This window comes from Wolbachia endosymbiont (group A) of Sphaerophoria taeniata (genome assembly GCF_947250735.1).
Taxonomy (GTDB): Bacteria; Pseudomonadota; Alphaproteobacteria; order Rickettsiales; family Anaplasmataceae; genus Wolbachia.
On sequence record NZ_OX366344.1, the window covers coordinates 775206 to 789668 of the forward strand.

The following is a 14463-nucleotide window of genomic DNA, read 5'->3' on the forward strand; positions in this document are numbered from 1 at the left end:
TTTGCTCCATAAAATAAATTCACTAATCTCCATATCAAGTATTTGTTCAACTCCGCCTCCTACAACAGAGCTGAACATTAATACTTCTGACCTCAAGTTCTTTGAATAACTGGTGAAAAAAAATCCTTGAGCACCTCTTGTACTTTAACATAATCAGCAATATCTAACTCCTCAATTGATTCTTTTGCCACTGATGTTAAGTTCGCTGTCAGAGTGACTTCTTTACTTAAATCACTACCATTTAGACGATCTATGGCAAGATAATCCCTAACTTTTGGACGTCTAACGGTAAGTTCTGAGACAGAAATTCCATCAACTGTAATTGGGTTGTTTAGTGTTATAGTTTTCATAAAATTCTCCTAAAAAATAAAATATTTTTACACTTTTAAAGTTATTTTAATATGCTTCTCCTTAAAAAATAAAATTTCAAATAAGTTTTCATATTCCTAAAACCGTTTGCAGCAAGGCCATTTGATCAACGCCATTTATCTTTCTTATCATATTTTCAGCATCGATCTCTATCAGCTCATTGCCACCTATGGTAAGTTTATAGTAATGAGCAGCTACAGTACACTTCAGCGTTGCTTTTTCAGCAGGTTTCCAGTTACCAAAATCAAATTCTTTAAAAATGCCTCTTAAATTGATTATTACTGCTTCAATATCATTACTTCCACTACCTTGCATTCCACCACGGAGCATCAAAGCTACTGAATTTCCATTTATCAACCCAAATAGCCGAAAGAGCTCTGTATCGTATTCAGCAAAAGTGAAATCTGCTTCAAGCTTTTCCATGCCCATATCAATATTTACTGGAATATCCATACCACCAGCTCTGTATTCTTCAGTTTTTATGGTAAGCTTCGGCAAGGTTATTTCATCAATTTTCCCTGCATAACCACGACCATCAACAAATACGTTAAAATTTCTCAGTATTTTCGGTAACACTTTACTTGCTCCTAACTTATTATACTATTATTTACAAGATGAGACCTGAATATTATTTGCTCAGCCGGATATGGTGGTGTAAATTCGAAATCAAAATATACTTTCCCGCTTGCAATATTTGCCGGTGTATTGAGCTCTGGTGTTGTATAACATTTTCCGCTAATAATTGCTCCTTGTGCTTTTAAACTTGCAAGATAAGAATTCACCCCCTCAATTACATCATCTATATAAGTTTTGGTGATATTTCGATCAACTGCCCAGAGATGAGCTCGAAGTAAACTATCATTAATTAAATCTGCAGTCCTTCTCACTGACAAAAAAGCCCATTTTGAGTCATTTGAACATGTTCTATTTCCCCAAAGCCTATAGCCATTTTGATGAATTATCGTTGTTACTTCATTTTCATTTAAGTGGTTTGCTCTGCAATTTGTATTACCGAGAGTAAAATCAATAGGCCTGCTTGTTCCAACAATACCGTTTATTTCTTTATTTGAAGGTGAGTGCCAGAAGCCTTGCTCGCTGTCTATCTTAGCTATTAAACCAGCTACAAATGGACTCGATGGCAAGATTTCTTCTTTTCCTTCAATAAATAACTTAATCCATGGGTCAACCACGTAAACTCTTGAGCTGCCTACACTTTTTCTCCATTTTATTGCTTCTTCATCATTAGTATTTGGTCCATCTGCTACTATTATGCTTCTCAGCTTTTCTGCTATAGGAATTAATGCTGCAACCACTGGATTTTTGCCATCTTCTGGTAGTTGGTGAGTACACTGAGGTGCAATTAATATTCTTGGCGCAACATGAACTATGCTTTCACTGCTGAGAAATGCCTCAATTCCCTGATATTCTCCGGTTTCCTCATCAACACCGCCAATTATATTCTTCAGCGTCTCTTCTTCTTTTAATTTTGGATCACTTTCTTCAACTCGAATAACTACTACTGTTGCACCAATTTGGGAAAATACTCCATTTACTGCTGAAAAAAGAGTCCCCTTTTTGCCAAGTTTTACCGCTTCTTTTAAGCTTCCTGCTATCAGTACTGGCTTATTCAGTGGAAATTTTTGCCCATCTGCTTCAGGTGCAGTACCAATTACACCTATCACTGATGATTTAGCTGTGCGTACTACCTTGGCCCCTGAGGTTACCTCAATAACATTTACACCATGTAAAAATTGCTCTGTCATTTTTTTTGCATTCTTTGTTTAAAATCATTGAGCAAAGCCTGTAGCTCTACTTCACTTTTAGCTTCTTCAATTTTCCTCTTCGCCATGTCTTCCAACTCCTCGCATTTCACTATCGCTTTTACTGCTTTTTTCACTTTTTCCTCGATTATCCTTGCCATTTCGATAACTGTAATACCACGGACTTTTGCTAAAGGTTCTATAATTTCTTTATCCTTTTCATCTATAGATTCTGGTGCTGCTAGAATGCTTTTTGCGGCTTTCGCTTGTATCGCATACGACTTAGACTTCTGGTGAGAATGTCCTGTGTATTGGTTAGTATAGTTATCATAATAAGCACGAAGATTAGAAAGTGCAGAAAATTTCGCATTTTGCAATAACTCCAATTCAATATCTTCTTGATTCCGCTGAGCAATTTCTCCTCCTTCTGTTAAACAATAGCTTTTTTGCCAATCAAAATCTTTTGGCGCTTCATACCAATTTTTACCTTTTGGCTTGCTTTCAAGTATTGTTGTTTCTACTTGTTTATCATTTTCAAATCTAATGTAGATAGACATTGTTTGTTACCTCCAAATCTCATGCGTGTTAGATAATCCTGGACATTGCCAAGCCCTTAGCGTTCTCTCTACATCTATCTCAAGCCCTGTAGTTAAAAAATTGCTCCGAAAGTTATAAATACTCCACCTCATAAACCAACTGTAATGGTGATAATCAGATGTGTAAAAATATGGCGATGCGTAAAATAAAATTGCTACTGTCTTATTTGCTGGCACAGTAATATTATTTGAACTACTAAATACTGCAGAATTAGTTGAGTAGTTGTAAATATTTGTCCAAGTTATTCCTGAGATTGCCGATTTATTAGTATTAACGTGACTAGGTGTTCCTACGAATAACCCTGCTCCTTCATATCCTGAACTCCAACGTGATGAACCACTAAAATGAAGCGTTCGTGTTTTATCGCTGTTTGTAGTGTTTTTTACAAATATTACTCCAAGTAGTGCATATGGGTAACTGTATTGATCTGAGCTGTGACTATGACGTAAAAATGCTTTTCTGTACAGAAATTTACCGTTACTTCCTTGTAAGAAGTACAACTGTGGTGGATGATAAAAACTAGAATACGTACAATCATAAGTATTACTACCTGCAAGGAGCTGCAGCATATAGTCGGTTTTTGCTGTATCTTTATACCACTGCCCTAATTCTGTTTTGAAATAGCCATTATCATCAGACCAACCATAGTCATTATATCGATTAAGAATGCCAAACAGAAAAGGTAATGATTCAGGTTCAACCATATTGCGCTTTCTTATCTCTTTTATAATTGATGACCCATTTGGCACATCATTAATCGAGTTAAATTTAGTTGTAAGGATTTTTAATTGGTCTTCTCTAGTTTTTATTTCTTTCATAACTGATGAACCAGTTGGTATATCGCTTATGGCTTTAAGGCTATTTAATGTGTTTCTTATGCTATTTAGATCTCCGGCATTATTGATGGTGGCAACATGTGAATCTTTTCTGCTATCAAGTAGTGATAAATTTGTAATTCCTTTTTCATCTATTTTCTTTAATGACTTTCCTTCTAATTCAGAGATTGCTGCTAATGCATTGTTTTTACTACTATCTAATTTATTTAAATGACTTGTGCTACTGTCAAGAAGTTCTTTTAATTTTATGTCAGTCATCTGTACAATATCAAGTACTGTACTTTGCCCAGCAATAGACTCTAGAGATTTTGCGAGATATGCGAGTTGATCAGGGGTAGCATTTACAGATAGATCTTTCAGTCTCTGATGCAATGCATAAACTACTTCTTTGGCGATAGTCATCTGTTATTACTCCAAAAATTCAAAAAATTCTCAAAATTCAGTCGTTCAAATGCTTTTTGAAGATCGTTGTGTTTACTTTCCCTCTCACTCATATCTTCATCTATTTTTTCTACCGCTTTGCGAATACGTACCACATCTTGCACAGCAATATTCTCTGGATGTGGTAAAGGATATCCGCGCCTCGTTTCATTATTTGGCATTTTTTTACGTTATAACAATCCGCAAGTTTTTTACCTTTGGCCGATAGACAACCGTTCCACTTAAAACTAATTTTATCCTTGTCTCATTGCCATTAAAGTTTGTCAGCACATGAGTTCTCTCTACCCAATTTTCTCCAATTGGTTTTCCTGATGTTAAATTTACTAATTGCCAATCCACATTTTTTTGCACATATGCTTTAACATCTGCAGTGCCAGGTATCAGCGCATCATATGTTATGGTAATCTTAGTGTTAGCTCCTGCTGTAATGCTTCTTGTAACATAATCTCCAGACTCTGAAAGATTACCCATAACTAACTGTAACCCAGGATAAAGAACTGGACTTTTTTCTCGCCCTCCTTTTAGGCTTGCTTTTACCGTTAATTCCCCATTTATTCTTTCACGCAGTGCGAGCGGCAAATTATCAGACAAAAAATTTTCTTTTCCTTCTTCATCTGTTAAAATAAATTCTACATTGGTATCAAATGCTACTTTTTCGACGTTCGTCAAAACAATTAAATCTGATACGTTATTTGCAGTAACCTTGCCAAGATCAATAATGTAAGAAACTTCGCTAAATTTTGCAGCCAAAAGCCGAAACGTTAAATCTAAGTTCTGATGTGGAGTCCAAGTACTTGCGTTGCTAGATGAGAGTAATACTCCTACTTGATATGGCTGACTCGTTACCCAACGGCTATTTACTGCATCATATTTGCCAAGTTCTGCTATTTTTACTGCAGTACCCTGATCATCAGTAAGCAGTACTATTGCATACTCTCGTCCTGCATGGCAAAACACTGGTGACCAAGTAATACGTGTTGCTGTGCCATCCACCTTTATATCTCTTGGCTCAATATAACTTTCAGCAATGACAGTCTGCGAGGGCATTCCCACTGCTGTTTCTCTAATCTGCACAACAACACGTTTTTTGCCTTTATTTACAAACCATAGTTCCACGCCTCCTATGTGCCTACTTTCATTTAGAGTAAATGTTTGCGCTAAAGGATCAACTCTTCTTGCCGCGATAACTCTTCTTCTTTCCTCTATGGTAATTGTTTTTTTACCAGTATAAGTTGCTTCTCCATAACTGCCTTTATCACCGAAGAACTGCACTAACTTAGTTCCAGCAGGAATGTTTCTTGGTACAGTAAATCTTCCTTTTATTTTTCCTCTGTTATCAGCAATAAATGTTGCGATCATGTTTTTCTTTCAAATATTTTCTATGCTTGAGGTTGAATAAAAATTCCATCAAACTTTAATTCCTTAAGCTTTTCACCAGTTGCAAAACCCTCAATCTCAAAATTTTGAGTTGCTTCTCGCATAAATTCAGTTTCGTATGAGGTACTTGACAGCAGCTCTGTTGTTTCTTTAACATTAAATACTCTGGTTACTGGACTTTTCCAATTTGTTTTTACCTCCGTCCAGTGATCAATATTTTTATTTAAAGTAATTTGTGCTGGTACTGGATCAAAGGCTTGATACGGATTAATTTTTTCTCCTGTAGTCTGTAAAAGCTGCTCCAGTACCGGTTCAAGTTCATACGGCAACAAATAAGTTTTTTCTCCTCCATCAATATCAGCAATCGTTACATCTATTGGTAAAATTAATTCCTTGTTTACTATCGCTGCAGACTGCGAAATTCCTTGATCACGCATATCATCATCGAAGAACGAATCAACAAATACTCCTTTTTTCGTTGTAGGTTCTCTTGAATTTGCATCACTGCGTAAACGTTCCTCTGCAACCAGCGCATAAAGATCATTTATTCCTTTTTTCATTGCTTCAAGCTCATTCATCGGTACAGCATGAATAGCATTATTCACTATTTTTACCCCTTCGCCTTTCTTCCACGTCTGATGAATGTAGCAGAGCAAAAGTTGTCCAGAGGGCGCTTTAGGCATCGATGGTCGCCAAGAATGGGAAATTCCTTTTATTCTCCTTACCACCCCTTTGCTATCGATAGTAATTAAATCAAAGCGGGGCATTTTCCAGGTATAATCAATCAAAACCAAGCTGTTATCAACTGCTCCTTTTACTTTACACCCCTGCTCACTTATATCTTCAGGACTTACATGAGTGCGACAGCGGTAAGTTATTTGATAACTACTTCCAGGAGCTGGTTCTTTGCCGGGTAATGACCAATCAATATTTCCTGCGTTTAGTTTATAATCTACACTATTTTCATAAATAACATTACCTTGTTTAATTTGAATAATTTCAAGTACTGCAGAGTCAGGTATTGGATCAACAGCTCCTGAATATGAACCATGAGTAATGGTAATGGTTTTTTGAACAGTTATATCTACTTTTTTAATTTCACTTATTGGAAAATCATTCACCTTCAGTTCCATTACTCTTTGGCTATTTGGCTGAAAAGTATGTGGTTCTGATTCAACTGATTTTATATCTGGATCTTCATCAAAAGAAATGCGAATACTGTGAGGTAACTCAATCTCATAGCCATCAACATGAGCTTTTCCCTCATTAATTACAAATATTTTTTTTCCTCCTTCCCCCTCTTCCTTTTGCAGGAACATTACTTCAAGGCCATTTACAACGTAGGAACCATTTGCCTCTTTGTCATAACGAGCAAGAGCAGTAGTTACTATATTTGCTTGTGGTGGCGGTGAATGTTCTATCAATACTCCATTTTCAATATTGTAAATTGGGTAAAATTCGCCATTTGTAGAGTTAACAGTAACACTTTCTACTTGGTATCCCCAAATGGTGGAAACTTTAAGCCTTGCAGCTCCTACTTCCTGATAGTTTCTTGTACCAATAGCAGGATCACGAAGATTTTCGTCCTCAAGTTCTGTAATGGTAGATTCTACGTAATAAACACCTATACGCACTGTGGTACTCAGTGGAATAACAAACTCTTTTGCCTCTACTTTTCTCACCGCTCCACGAAGATAGATTTTTCCTGACTCAAGTGTAACTTTACCAGTTTCTCTATCTATAATACAATTGCTTCCTGTTATAACATCGCCATCACGAAATATTGCATCGCCTATGCCTTTAAGCTTAGAGAGAGCATATTCTTGCGTCTCGTTTAATTCTGCTGACTGTAGACCTCTTCCTGCTAGAAACAAGCTTTTTTCGTATTCTTTGTCAGGATTAAAGCGGTTATAATAGCTATTTAAGGTCATCTTTTTTCTCTTTTTCTAAAATGTCACTACAAACGAAAAAGTTTCCCTGGTTGCTGAAGTCCTAATGAGCGGTACTGTATGTTCTAAAACTAATAAGATCCCTGGGTCTTCTATATCTTGTGGTTCAAAATACCTTTGTCCAGGAGGCAATTTTTCTTTTACCCTTGTACCAACCATAACTCCTAGTTCCCTTATCACTTGATTTGCTGCATCCGTGAAATCGAAAGTAAATTTAAGGTACAAATTATTGGTTGGTACATTTGAGGACCTAAACCTCCCTGTTGGAGTCAAAAGCTCTCCATTCTCATCACCTGTGCAAAAGAGAACCTCATCTGCAGTACGTCTGCCAAGTTCATTCAAGAGCTTTATAGAATTTATAGGTTCAGGTGGTGTGCTTTGAGTATATTCTACAGTAACTGCACTATTTGCCGTGATAGAGCTATTTTCCGTAAGTTTTATTACACCAGTACTGCTATCAACTGTATAGTCTATACTTGGCTGATAAATTATTTGTCCTGTAAAAACCCTTACATCTTTAATAGTGTGGTGATCTAGAGCTATTTCACCCTCAACAAAAACTTTTTCGACCTGATGGCTACTTTCCCAATTTGAGTCACCACTGCCCCAGGCAAGATGTAGAGACTGCTCTTTTATACTTGCTGCTATTGCTGCTCTTCCTGACTGTGTGAGAATTGACATTTTTAATTAAGTCTCCTATATTATATATGTACGATGACTTCAAAATTCGTCCGCAAAAATCAAAATATTTTTTTATATCAGAAAAATTTTTTAGGAGAATAGCTCAGCTCCACAGCTAAACTTTCCAACACCACGAGCAAATGGTCCGCTAGGAATGTCAAGCCATTTATCTTCTTTTGAACCAGTAGCCATTCCCTTAACCAGCTTCCGTGCTTGTAACAGCTCTTGAACTATACGCTCCATTCTATCTCTTCCTATACTGTGAAACTCCTCAGGTAGTCTATGCCGCTGTTTATACACTCCTGTACTTCCTGTATGGGTAAATGGATGTCCAGAAATTGCTGCTCGTGTAATTGCAGTTATAAGATGCTGCTTTGAATCTTTTTCGTTCATATTTTTTATTCTTAATCTTTCAGTTATGTCCTCTAACAATCCTGTTTCTTCATTTCTTAAATAAGTGCGTAAAGTGCGATCAGCCAAACCGTTTGCTTTAACAATTGCTCCATAAAATAATGCGTTCTGTCTTACAGATTCTCCTATTGATTTAAAAATTGTCAGTTTAGCTGTATCTTCCACAGACCAAAAAGCGTATGAACACCTAACACCATTAACAAGAGCAGATGTACCTCTAATGGCATCACGTGCTTGCTCAACAGTCGATATAGGTTTTTCACTTTTTGGCTTTCTCATATGATGGGCAGTAATTATTGATGCTCCAGTGCTACCTGCTAAATCAGATAATAAAGACATCAAATAATCGCCTACGGCTGGGTCAGTATTTAAATCAGCATGCACGAATGATGCAAGTGGATCAAATACGATTAATTTTAAGTCTTTTATTTTATTAAGTTGTTTTGTTATCGATTCAAATTCAGGAGAAGTCTCTATAACTTTACCTGAAACACTCTTTATGATTGTAAGTGATCCACTAACATTTGGTAATGGTACAATAAAGAGCCTATCTTTATATTTTAATCTTTCGCATTGCGAATCAAGACGCTCTAAACGACGATGTATTTCACTCATATCATCTTCTGCTGAGAAAATTACCACAGATCCATGTTCAGTAACTAAAGGACCAAAACCACATGGCTGATCTTTTCTACTCGCAACTTTCAGTGCTAAATCAAGCAGAAGCATACCTTTACCAGTATCTCCCATTGCAGCTAGAATAGATGTCACTCCTAAAGGAAATAACCCTTCAACAAGAAACTTTTGCTCTGGTACTGGACCTATAAAACGTTCCACACTCCATTCTTGAATATTAAGAAATTGCTTAACGATGATTTTTTTCGAGTTATTTTCAATGAATTCAGGAATATTCATCTTTTCTTCTATACCATCAGCTGAATCCCATCCTTTTGGTTTATTCTCCGGTATTTCAAGAAGAGTAAGTGATAAAACACCAAGAAAAGTAAGCTTTTTCACAACTTTCTCAGCATATTGTTTACCTGGCTCATCATTGTCTGGCCAAATAATAACATGCTTACCCTTAAGTGGTGACCAGTCTGTTTTTTCTATTGGTGCATTTGCTCCTAACATTGCAGTTGTGGCAGTCATACCTTGCTCTATCAAAGCATCTGCACACTTTTCACCTTCAACTAAAATCACCTTATCAGATTTCATGATACCTGGAATATTATATAAAGGCCTGGTCTCTGGTAGAGTAAAACTAGACCTTTTTACATCAAAAGGAAGATATCTTTTTCCTGAATCAGTGTTATAACGATAAACTGTAACAATCACTTGATCACTTTCATCGTAATAGTTCCATGATGCCGTTGGTTGCCCCAGAGTGTTATTTTTTTCCGAATAACCAATCCACTTAGCAATATCTTCTATCGTATCAGTAAATTGATTTTTTCCAGTAACAGCAGCCCAAAGATCAAAAATATCTCCTCCTTCTTCGGTAGAAAAATCATGCCATAATCCGGCTTTACTGCCAGTTAACTCCACTATCATACTTTGTCCTTTATTGCCTTGTAGATCACCTACATAGAACTTATCACCACGAAAAGTTCCTCTTGGCAGTAAATAAGAAAGACATGACCTTATATTTGATAGGAGTTGAGTTCTTAACTGTTCTTTCTTCCCTAATAATTTATAATGTCCATTTCTTTGTGAACAATAAATATCCATACCTACCTGAAGAATTTTTATGTTCTAGCTATAACGTTAGCAGTTTTCCAACATCCATTAATCTTATTGATGAATTTTGTTGGTATAGATCTACCGTTTCTAAGTTCATATACTACTTGTAAGATATTTGTACGTTTATTGGGTTGAAATATTACTATTCCAGATGTATAAAAACTTCTTAAAGCGTTAGCACCAACGAGAGCTTGAAATGGATTCTTTTCCAATGTAGAGGTAGATACTTTTTTGGTGTGATTTGTGATGATTATTCCAGCCATAGGATTAATCTTGGAACGTAGTTTTTCTATTGCATGCTGCAGACCATAGTTAACGGAATTATAAGGAGAATCAATCACAACTAAATCAAACTTTTCCTCTACCATATTTTTTATTTTTTCTATACCTTCTTCATTTAAGGTCAAATTCATCTTGTTCGTCACAACTAAGTTTTCTGTTGCTAAATGAGGAAGTTTGTTGAGTTGTTGTATACGTTCTCTAATGTAATCATATTCCATTTCGTTTTGTAGATAGAATATTTTTAGTGGTCTTGTAGGCTTCATGCCAAGAAATGATCTTCCTGCTGCCAGATGTACTAATAGAGAAAGAAGAAAATGACTTTTGCCAATCTTTGGAGTACCACCTATGACCAAAAGACCACCTGGTGTCAAAATTCTTGGTCCTATTATATCTTTTGGCATTGGTGATTTATCGTTTAAGTAATGGTTTACAGAAAATGCTTTTTCTTCGTTTTGTTTTTCTTGTAATATGGAACTTCTTTCATCTTTACCGTTCAACCATGTTTCAGCAGAATCTATATTACCTTTAACTAAAGTCCAAAGGTCTATTATATTTCCTTTCTTTTCTTCGATCAGGTTGTACCAATTTCCTGCATTTTCTCCTTCCATTTCAACTATTATCTTATTTCCATTTCTACTGCCAATATAGAATTTATCTTGGTAAGATTTGCCTTCAGGTAACAAATAAGATAAACAATCTTTGATGTTATTAATTAATAATGATTTTATTTTCAAAGCATTTTTAGATGAAAAATCCATAAAATTCTCCTTGTTTATTCCAAATTTGTTCAACATATTTTTTAGACGTTTAAAGTCAAGATTAGCCAGCTCACAAACAGTTTCAAAAGATCGTGAGCGAATCCATTGACAAGCCTCTTTTTTAAGTTTAGGGTTTTTTCCTGCTGCATCCTGAATAGCTCTAGTAATAACAGCAGCCCACAACTTTCCTTCGTCATACTTCAAAATGGCAACCAATCATCTTGAAAACTTTTTTGTAATTCTGGAGTAATAACTGTAGTAATCCTATTTCTATCTCCGTATGTATTATTAGTTTCAACGCCTACTTTTACTGTAAACTCTAAATCGTTGAAATCAGCTATAGAGTTTATTCTTCTAGCGGTAACTGCTTTCTCTGAAGTGTCATTTGCATGAATATTTCTGGATGATTCCAAAATACTACGCAGCATAGAACGTCCAGATTCTCCCCAGATGTCTTCTTCACCTTCTGCTTTGCCATTTTTGATACCTATAATCTGAAAAATCTTGCGTTTTGCATATGGGCCTTCAGTGACGGTAAATTCTACATTTAAATAGATACTGCCAGTAGTGTAGTTTTTAGTGAACCAATTTTCATAACCTCCAGGCTTTATTGCCATTTTTACCTTGACTATTGTACCTTTTGGTATTAAACTGCTTTGCAGTTTCGCGTTATTAAAATCAGTTAAAAAATCTTGTAGCATACGCTCTCCTATAAGTTGACTTTAAAGTGAAAATTAGCTATTCCATTAGCTGCCAATGACCATTTATCTTATCGACAAGTTTATTTTGCACGCGTTTACCATTACGAAGCTCAAATACTATCTGGCGTACACTACTTTCTTCATCATGAGCAAACATCACCATACCAGTACTGTAAAATCCACGTAAAGATCCAGCACCACTTAGGCCTTGGAATGGATCTTCTTCGAGCATCTTTTTTGATAATTTTTTTGTATGATGAGTAAGTACAATACAAGCATCTGGATTGACAGCACTGCGTAGCTTTTCAAGAGTCTTTTGCAGAAAAAACAGCATAGCACTATTGTCATTTTCATTTCCATATTCACTGCTAAAGATGTTACGTAATGGATCTATGGCCAAAACATCAGGTTTAAAGCGTTCATTTACAATCTCCTTAATTTCACTTATTTCATCATGATTAAATGATAAGTGCACTTTTGGCGTAATGATTAAGTTGTTAGCAGCTACATTCAAAAGTTCATTATCAAGTTGTTGCAAACGTTCTTTCATATATTCATATTCAATTTCAGTTTGCATGTAGAAGATTTTCAAAGGTCTATTTGGTGTCATACCGAGAAATGATCTACCAGCAGCCATGTAAACAAGCCAAGAGATCAAAAAGTCGCTTTTGCCAATCTTAGGAGGGCCACCAAATACTAACAAACCTCTTTTAGTTAGAATTCTTGGTGAGATTATATCCTCTGGTATTGGCGATCGATCGTCCAAGTATTCTTTCACACTGAAAAAAGGAATTTTTTGACCAATAGTTAAAAAGTTTTGTAGCATATAATAACCTCCTATATGTTGGGCGTGACAGGTTGAATTGCAAAAGCTTTAGTTTTAATTTTTGTAAGAAGTTTTCCTAGATGCGGTTCTTCAACCATATTAAGGCAACCACTTCGATCTTTAGCAGGATATCCCCAAGAATTAATCGTCTGATAGACAAATGAACGAATTTCTGTACCATCATCTTTCTTGATTCCAACCATGCTAATTACTTCATCAACAATGCCAGGAATTTCACTTGCGGTTTTAGCACCTTCACATTGAGGTAGCCAAGTCGAGCGATTGAAATCATCAAGGTATTGCCCAAGAGTTCCAACTATAATGATGTCTTTATTTGGAATATGTTGAAACTGATTGAGCCAAGCCATCATTTCTTGAGCAAGTAACCCGTAAGCAGCTCTCATATCTTGTTTTCCTGATCTTTCAGAAAAAGCTTCAGGTTGCATTTTTGCCCATAAAAGACATAAACGCGAGGCTACTGTAATACTATCGATAAAAACACATCGATACTTGAGAAACTCCGAAGCAAGCTCTTTGTATTTACTGGATACATGCTCATAGTGTCTTTGGCTATATGCTGAGTCAGATTTTAACGCAGGATTAGGACCACCTATGAGACATGCAATATCTCTTGCCTCATTCTAAGTACGAATACTTACAGAATCCCCTTGCCAATCTTGAACAGCAAGTAAACCTGCCTCAAAATCAAGACAAAGTGTTGGTTCATTTATGGTCTTTAAGAGACTAGTTTTACCTATACCATAAGGACCAAAGATGACCATTTTTATACCTGTTTGAACTTTTAGCCGTTCATTGCTGTTCATTATTTTCATTTTTCTCCCAGTACCTAAATATATATGTACGATGACCTAGGCAATTCGTCCGCAATTTGCAAAAAAAAAATTTTGAGCAAATATAATCGAGAGCTTATAACTTCTCTAAAACTGAGAATTTATCGTGTATTCGTTCTAGTGTGCGATAGATAGTTGTCTTTGGTATTTTGGTTATTACAGAAACTTCAGTAATAGTAAATACCTTAAGTAATTGACATAAATTACTATCTTTTTCAGACAAAGTTGAAATTATATTATTTATATCAGTGCGAATTATCGCTTCGATTTCCGAGTTCCTATGATCTGGAATATCGTCGTTTATATCATCAAAAGTTATATTACGTTTTAGACACAACTGATTGCGTAACATATTGCGAGCACAATAATTAGCTAATCTAGCAACGAAAGTACTAAAACTACTTCTTTTCTCATCGTGCTGGTTCAGATATTGCCAAACCTGACAAAAAAGCTCTTGTTCTATATCTTCGAGACTTTCGTTAATAAAACAGCTTTTGGATTTAAGGCGCGAAGCTTGAAATCTCACATGTTTAACAATTGTAGAATCGATTCCTTGATAAGAATTCTTCATAAAAACTCCAAAAGTTTCATGAATAGAGATTTTTACCAAGACTTTGTATGACTAATTTATTATAAAAAAGTAGTAATAATTTTTTTATCTAAAAGAATAAAATCTTTAAAAATTAAAATAAGATTTAAACGTTTTGATACACTACTGAAGCTACTTTTTCATAGGTAAAAAACTACCAATTTCGTACCTAATTTCTGAGTTACTAATTAGTATTTCAGAAAGCAGTGATCGTTAAGTTATTGATAATATTGTCTTTTTTATGTTCTATTCCTAAAAGCCGTTTCTAAAGTTAAGTGGCTAAAATCGGCCAGTA

The 14463-nt window shown here is 35.6% G+C and carries 14 protein-coding genes and 1 pseudogene; all 15 read right to left on the minus strand.

Features of this window, described 5'->3' with window-relative positions; translation table 11 throughout:
- Positions 1-92: 92 nt before the first annotated feature.
- Positions 93-350 carry a phage tail assembly protein gene (locus OOK84_RS03865; protein ID WP_264375233.1) on the minus strand — a complete coding sequence of 86 codons (258 nt, stop codon included), beginning with the start codon at positions 348-350 and terminating at the stop codon, positions 93-95.
- 88 nt (positions 351-438) lie between these two features.
- Positions 439-945, minus strand: a complete 507-nt coding sequence (locus OOK84_RS03870; protein WP_108783961.1) for a phage major tail tube protein — start codon at positions 943-945, stop codon at positions 439-441.
- Between the two features lie 11 nt (positions 946-956).
- On the minus strand, positions 957-2132 hold the full coding sequence (locus OOK84_RS03875; protein WP_264731056.1) for a phage tail sheath subtilisin-like domain-containing protein: 1176 nt from the start codon (positions 2130-2132) through the stop codon (positions 957-959).
- Positions 2129-2686 carry a hypothetical protein gene (locus OOK84_RS03880; protein WP_264376937.1) on the minus strand — a complete coding sequence of 186 codons (558 nt, stop codon included), beginning with the start codon at positions 2684-2686 and terminating at the stop codon, positions 2129-2131. Before OOK84_RS03880 ends, OOK84_RS03875 begins: the two co-directional genes overlap by 4 nt.
- 6 nt (positions 2687-2692) lie before the next feature.
- Entirely contained in the window at positions 2693-3964 is a 1272-nt protein-coding gene (locus OOK84_RS03885) for a hypothetical protein (RefSeq protein WP_264731058.1), read from the minus strand.
- Positions 3961-4164, minus strand: coding sequence for a hypothetical protein (locus OOK84_RS03890; RefSeq protein WP_108784583.1), 204 nt, complete (start codon positions 4162-4164; stop codon positions 3961-3963). The genes OOK84_RS03885 and OOK84_RS03890 overlap by 4 nt, the downstream gene beginning before the upstream one ends.
- Positions 4165-4168: 4 nt before the next feature.
- On the minus strand, positions 4169-5362 hold the full coding sequence (locus OOK84_RS03895; RefSeq protein ID WP_264731059.1) for a hypothetical protein: 1194 nt from the start codon (positions 5360-5362) through the stop codon (positions 4169-4171).
- A 20-nt stretch (positions 5363-5382) separates the two neighbouring features.
- Positions 5383-7311, minus strand: coding sequence for a DUF4815 domain-containing protein (locus tag OOK84_RS03900; RefSeq protein ID WP_264375358.1), 1929 nt, complete (start codon positions 7309-7311; stop codon positions 5383-5385).
- A 15-nt stretch (positions 7312-7326) separates the two neighbouring features.
- On the minus strand, positions 7327-8010 hold the full coding sequence (locus OOK84_RS03905) for a hypothetical protein (protein WP_108784542.1): 684 nt from the start codon (positions 8008-8010) through the stop codon (positions 7327-7329).
- 90 nt (positions 8011-8100) lie between these two features.
- The gene (locus tag OOK84_RS03910; RefSeq protein ID WP_226079819.1) at positions 8101-10149 is read right to left on the minus strand and encodes an AAA family ATPase; all 2049 of its coding nucleotides are present in this window, start codon (positions 10147-10149) and stop codon (positions 8101-8103) included.
- A gap of 17 nt (positions 10150-10166) precedes the next feature.
- Positions 10167-11405 carry an AAA family ATPase gene (locus tag OOK84_RS03915; RefSeq protein WP_264377565.1) on the minus strand — a complete coding sequence of 413 codons (1239 nt, stop codon included), beginning with the start codon at positions 11403-11405 and terminating at the stop codon, positions 10167-10169.
- Positions 11402-11902 (minus strand): hypothetical protein, encoded by a 501-nt coding sequence (locus OOK84_RS03920; RefSeq protein ID WP_264375362.1) that lies wholly within the window; start codon positions 11900-11902, stop codon positions 11402-11404. The genes OOK84_RS03915 and OOK84_RS03920 overlap by 4 nt, the downstream gene beginning before the upstream one ends.
- Before the next feature lie 37 nt (positions 11903-11939).
- Positions 11940-12728 carry an AAA family ATPase gene (locus OOK84_RS03925; protein WP_264731061.1) on the minus strand — a complete coding sequence of 263 codons (789 nt, stop codon included), beginning with the start codon at positions 12726-12728 and terminating at the stop codon, positions 11940-11942.
- Between the two features lie 11 nt (positions 12729-12739).
- Positions 12740-13561 (minus strand): annotated as a pseudogene (locus OOK84_RS03930) (ATP-binding protein).
- A 94-nt stretch (positions 13562-13655) separates the two neighbouring features.
- Positions 13656-14150 carry an RNA polymerase sigma factor gene (locus OOK84_RS03935; RefSeq protein ID WP_264731063.1) on the minus strand — a complete coding sequence of 165 codons (495 nt, stop codon included), beginning with the start codon at positions 14148-14150 and terminating at the stop codon, positions 13656-13658.
- Positions 14151-14463: the final 313 nt, after the last annotated feature.

What these genes read in the sequence shown, in the direction of transcription:
- OOK84_RS03865 (WP_264375233.1), bottom strand. Translation starts at nt 350, where the DNA reads ATGAAAACTATAACACTAAACAACCCAATTACAGTTGATGGAATTTCT.
- OOK84_RS03875 (WP_264731056.1), bottom strand. Translation starts at nt 2,132, where the DNA reads ATGACAGAGCAATTTTTACATGGTGTAAATGTTATTGAGGTAACCTCA.
- OOK84_RS03880 (WP_264376937.1), bottom strand. Translation starts at nt 2,686, where the DNA reads ATGTCTATCTACATTAGATTTGAAAATGATAAACAAGTAGAAACAACA.
- OOK84_RS03885 (WP_264731058.1), bottom strand. Translation starts at nt 3,964, where the DNA reads ATGACTATCGCCAAAGAAGTAGTTTATGCATTGCATCAGAGACTGAAA.
- OOK84_RS03890 (WP_108784583.1), bottom strand. Translation starts at nt 4,164, where the DNA reads ATGCCAAATAATGAAACGAGGCGCGGATATCCTTTACCACATCCAGAG.
- OOK84_RS03895 (WP_264731059.1), bottom strand. Translation starts at nt 5,362, where the DNA reads ATGATCGCAACATTTATTGCTGATAACAGAGGAAAAATAAAAGGAAGA.
- OOK84_RS03900 (WP_264375358.1), bottom strand. Translation starts at nt 7,311, where the DNA reads ATGACCTTAAATAGCTATTATAACCGCTTTAATCCTGACAAAGAATAC.
- OOK84_RS03905 (WP_108784542.1), bottom strand. Translation starts at nt 8,010, where the DNA reads ATGTCAATTCTCACACAGTCAGGAAGAGCAGCAATAGCAGCAAGTATA.
- OOK84_RS03910 (WP_226079819.1), bottom strand. Translation starts at nt 10,149, where the DNA reads ATGGATATTTATTGTTCACAAAGAAATGGACATTATAAATTATTAGGG.
- OOK84_RS03920 (WP_264375362.1), bottom strand. Translation starts at nt 11,902, where the DNA reads ATGCTACAAGATTTTTTAACTGATTTTAATAACGCGAAACTGCAAAGC.
- OOK84_RS03925 (WP_264731061.1), bottom strand. Translation starts at nt 12,728, where the DNA reads ATGCTACAAAACTTTTTAACTATTGGTCAAAAAATTCCTTTTTTCAGT.
- OOK84_RS03935 (WP_264731063.1), bottom strand. Translation starts at nt 14,150, where the DNA reads ATGAAGAATTCTTATCAAGGAATCGATTCTACAATTGTTAAACATGTG.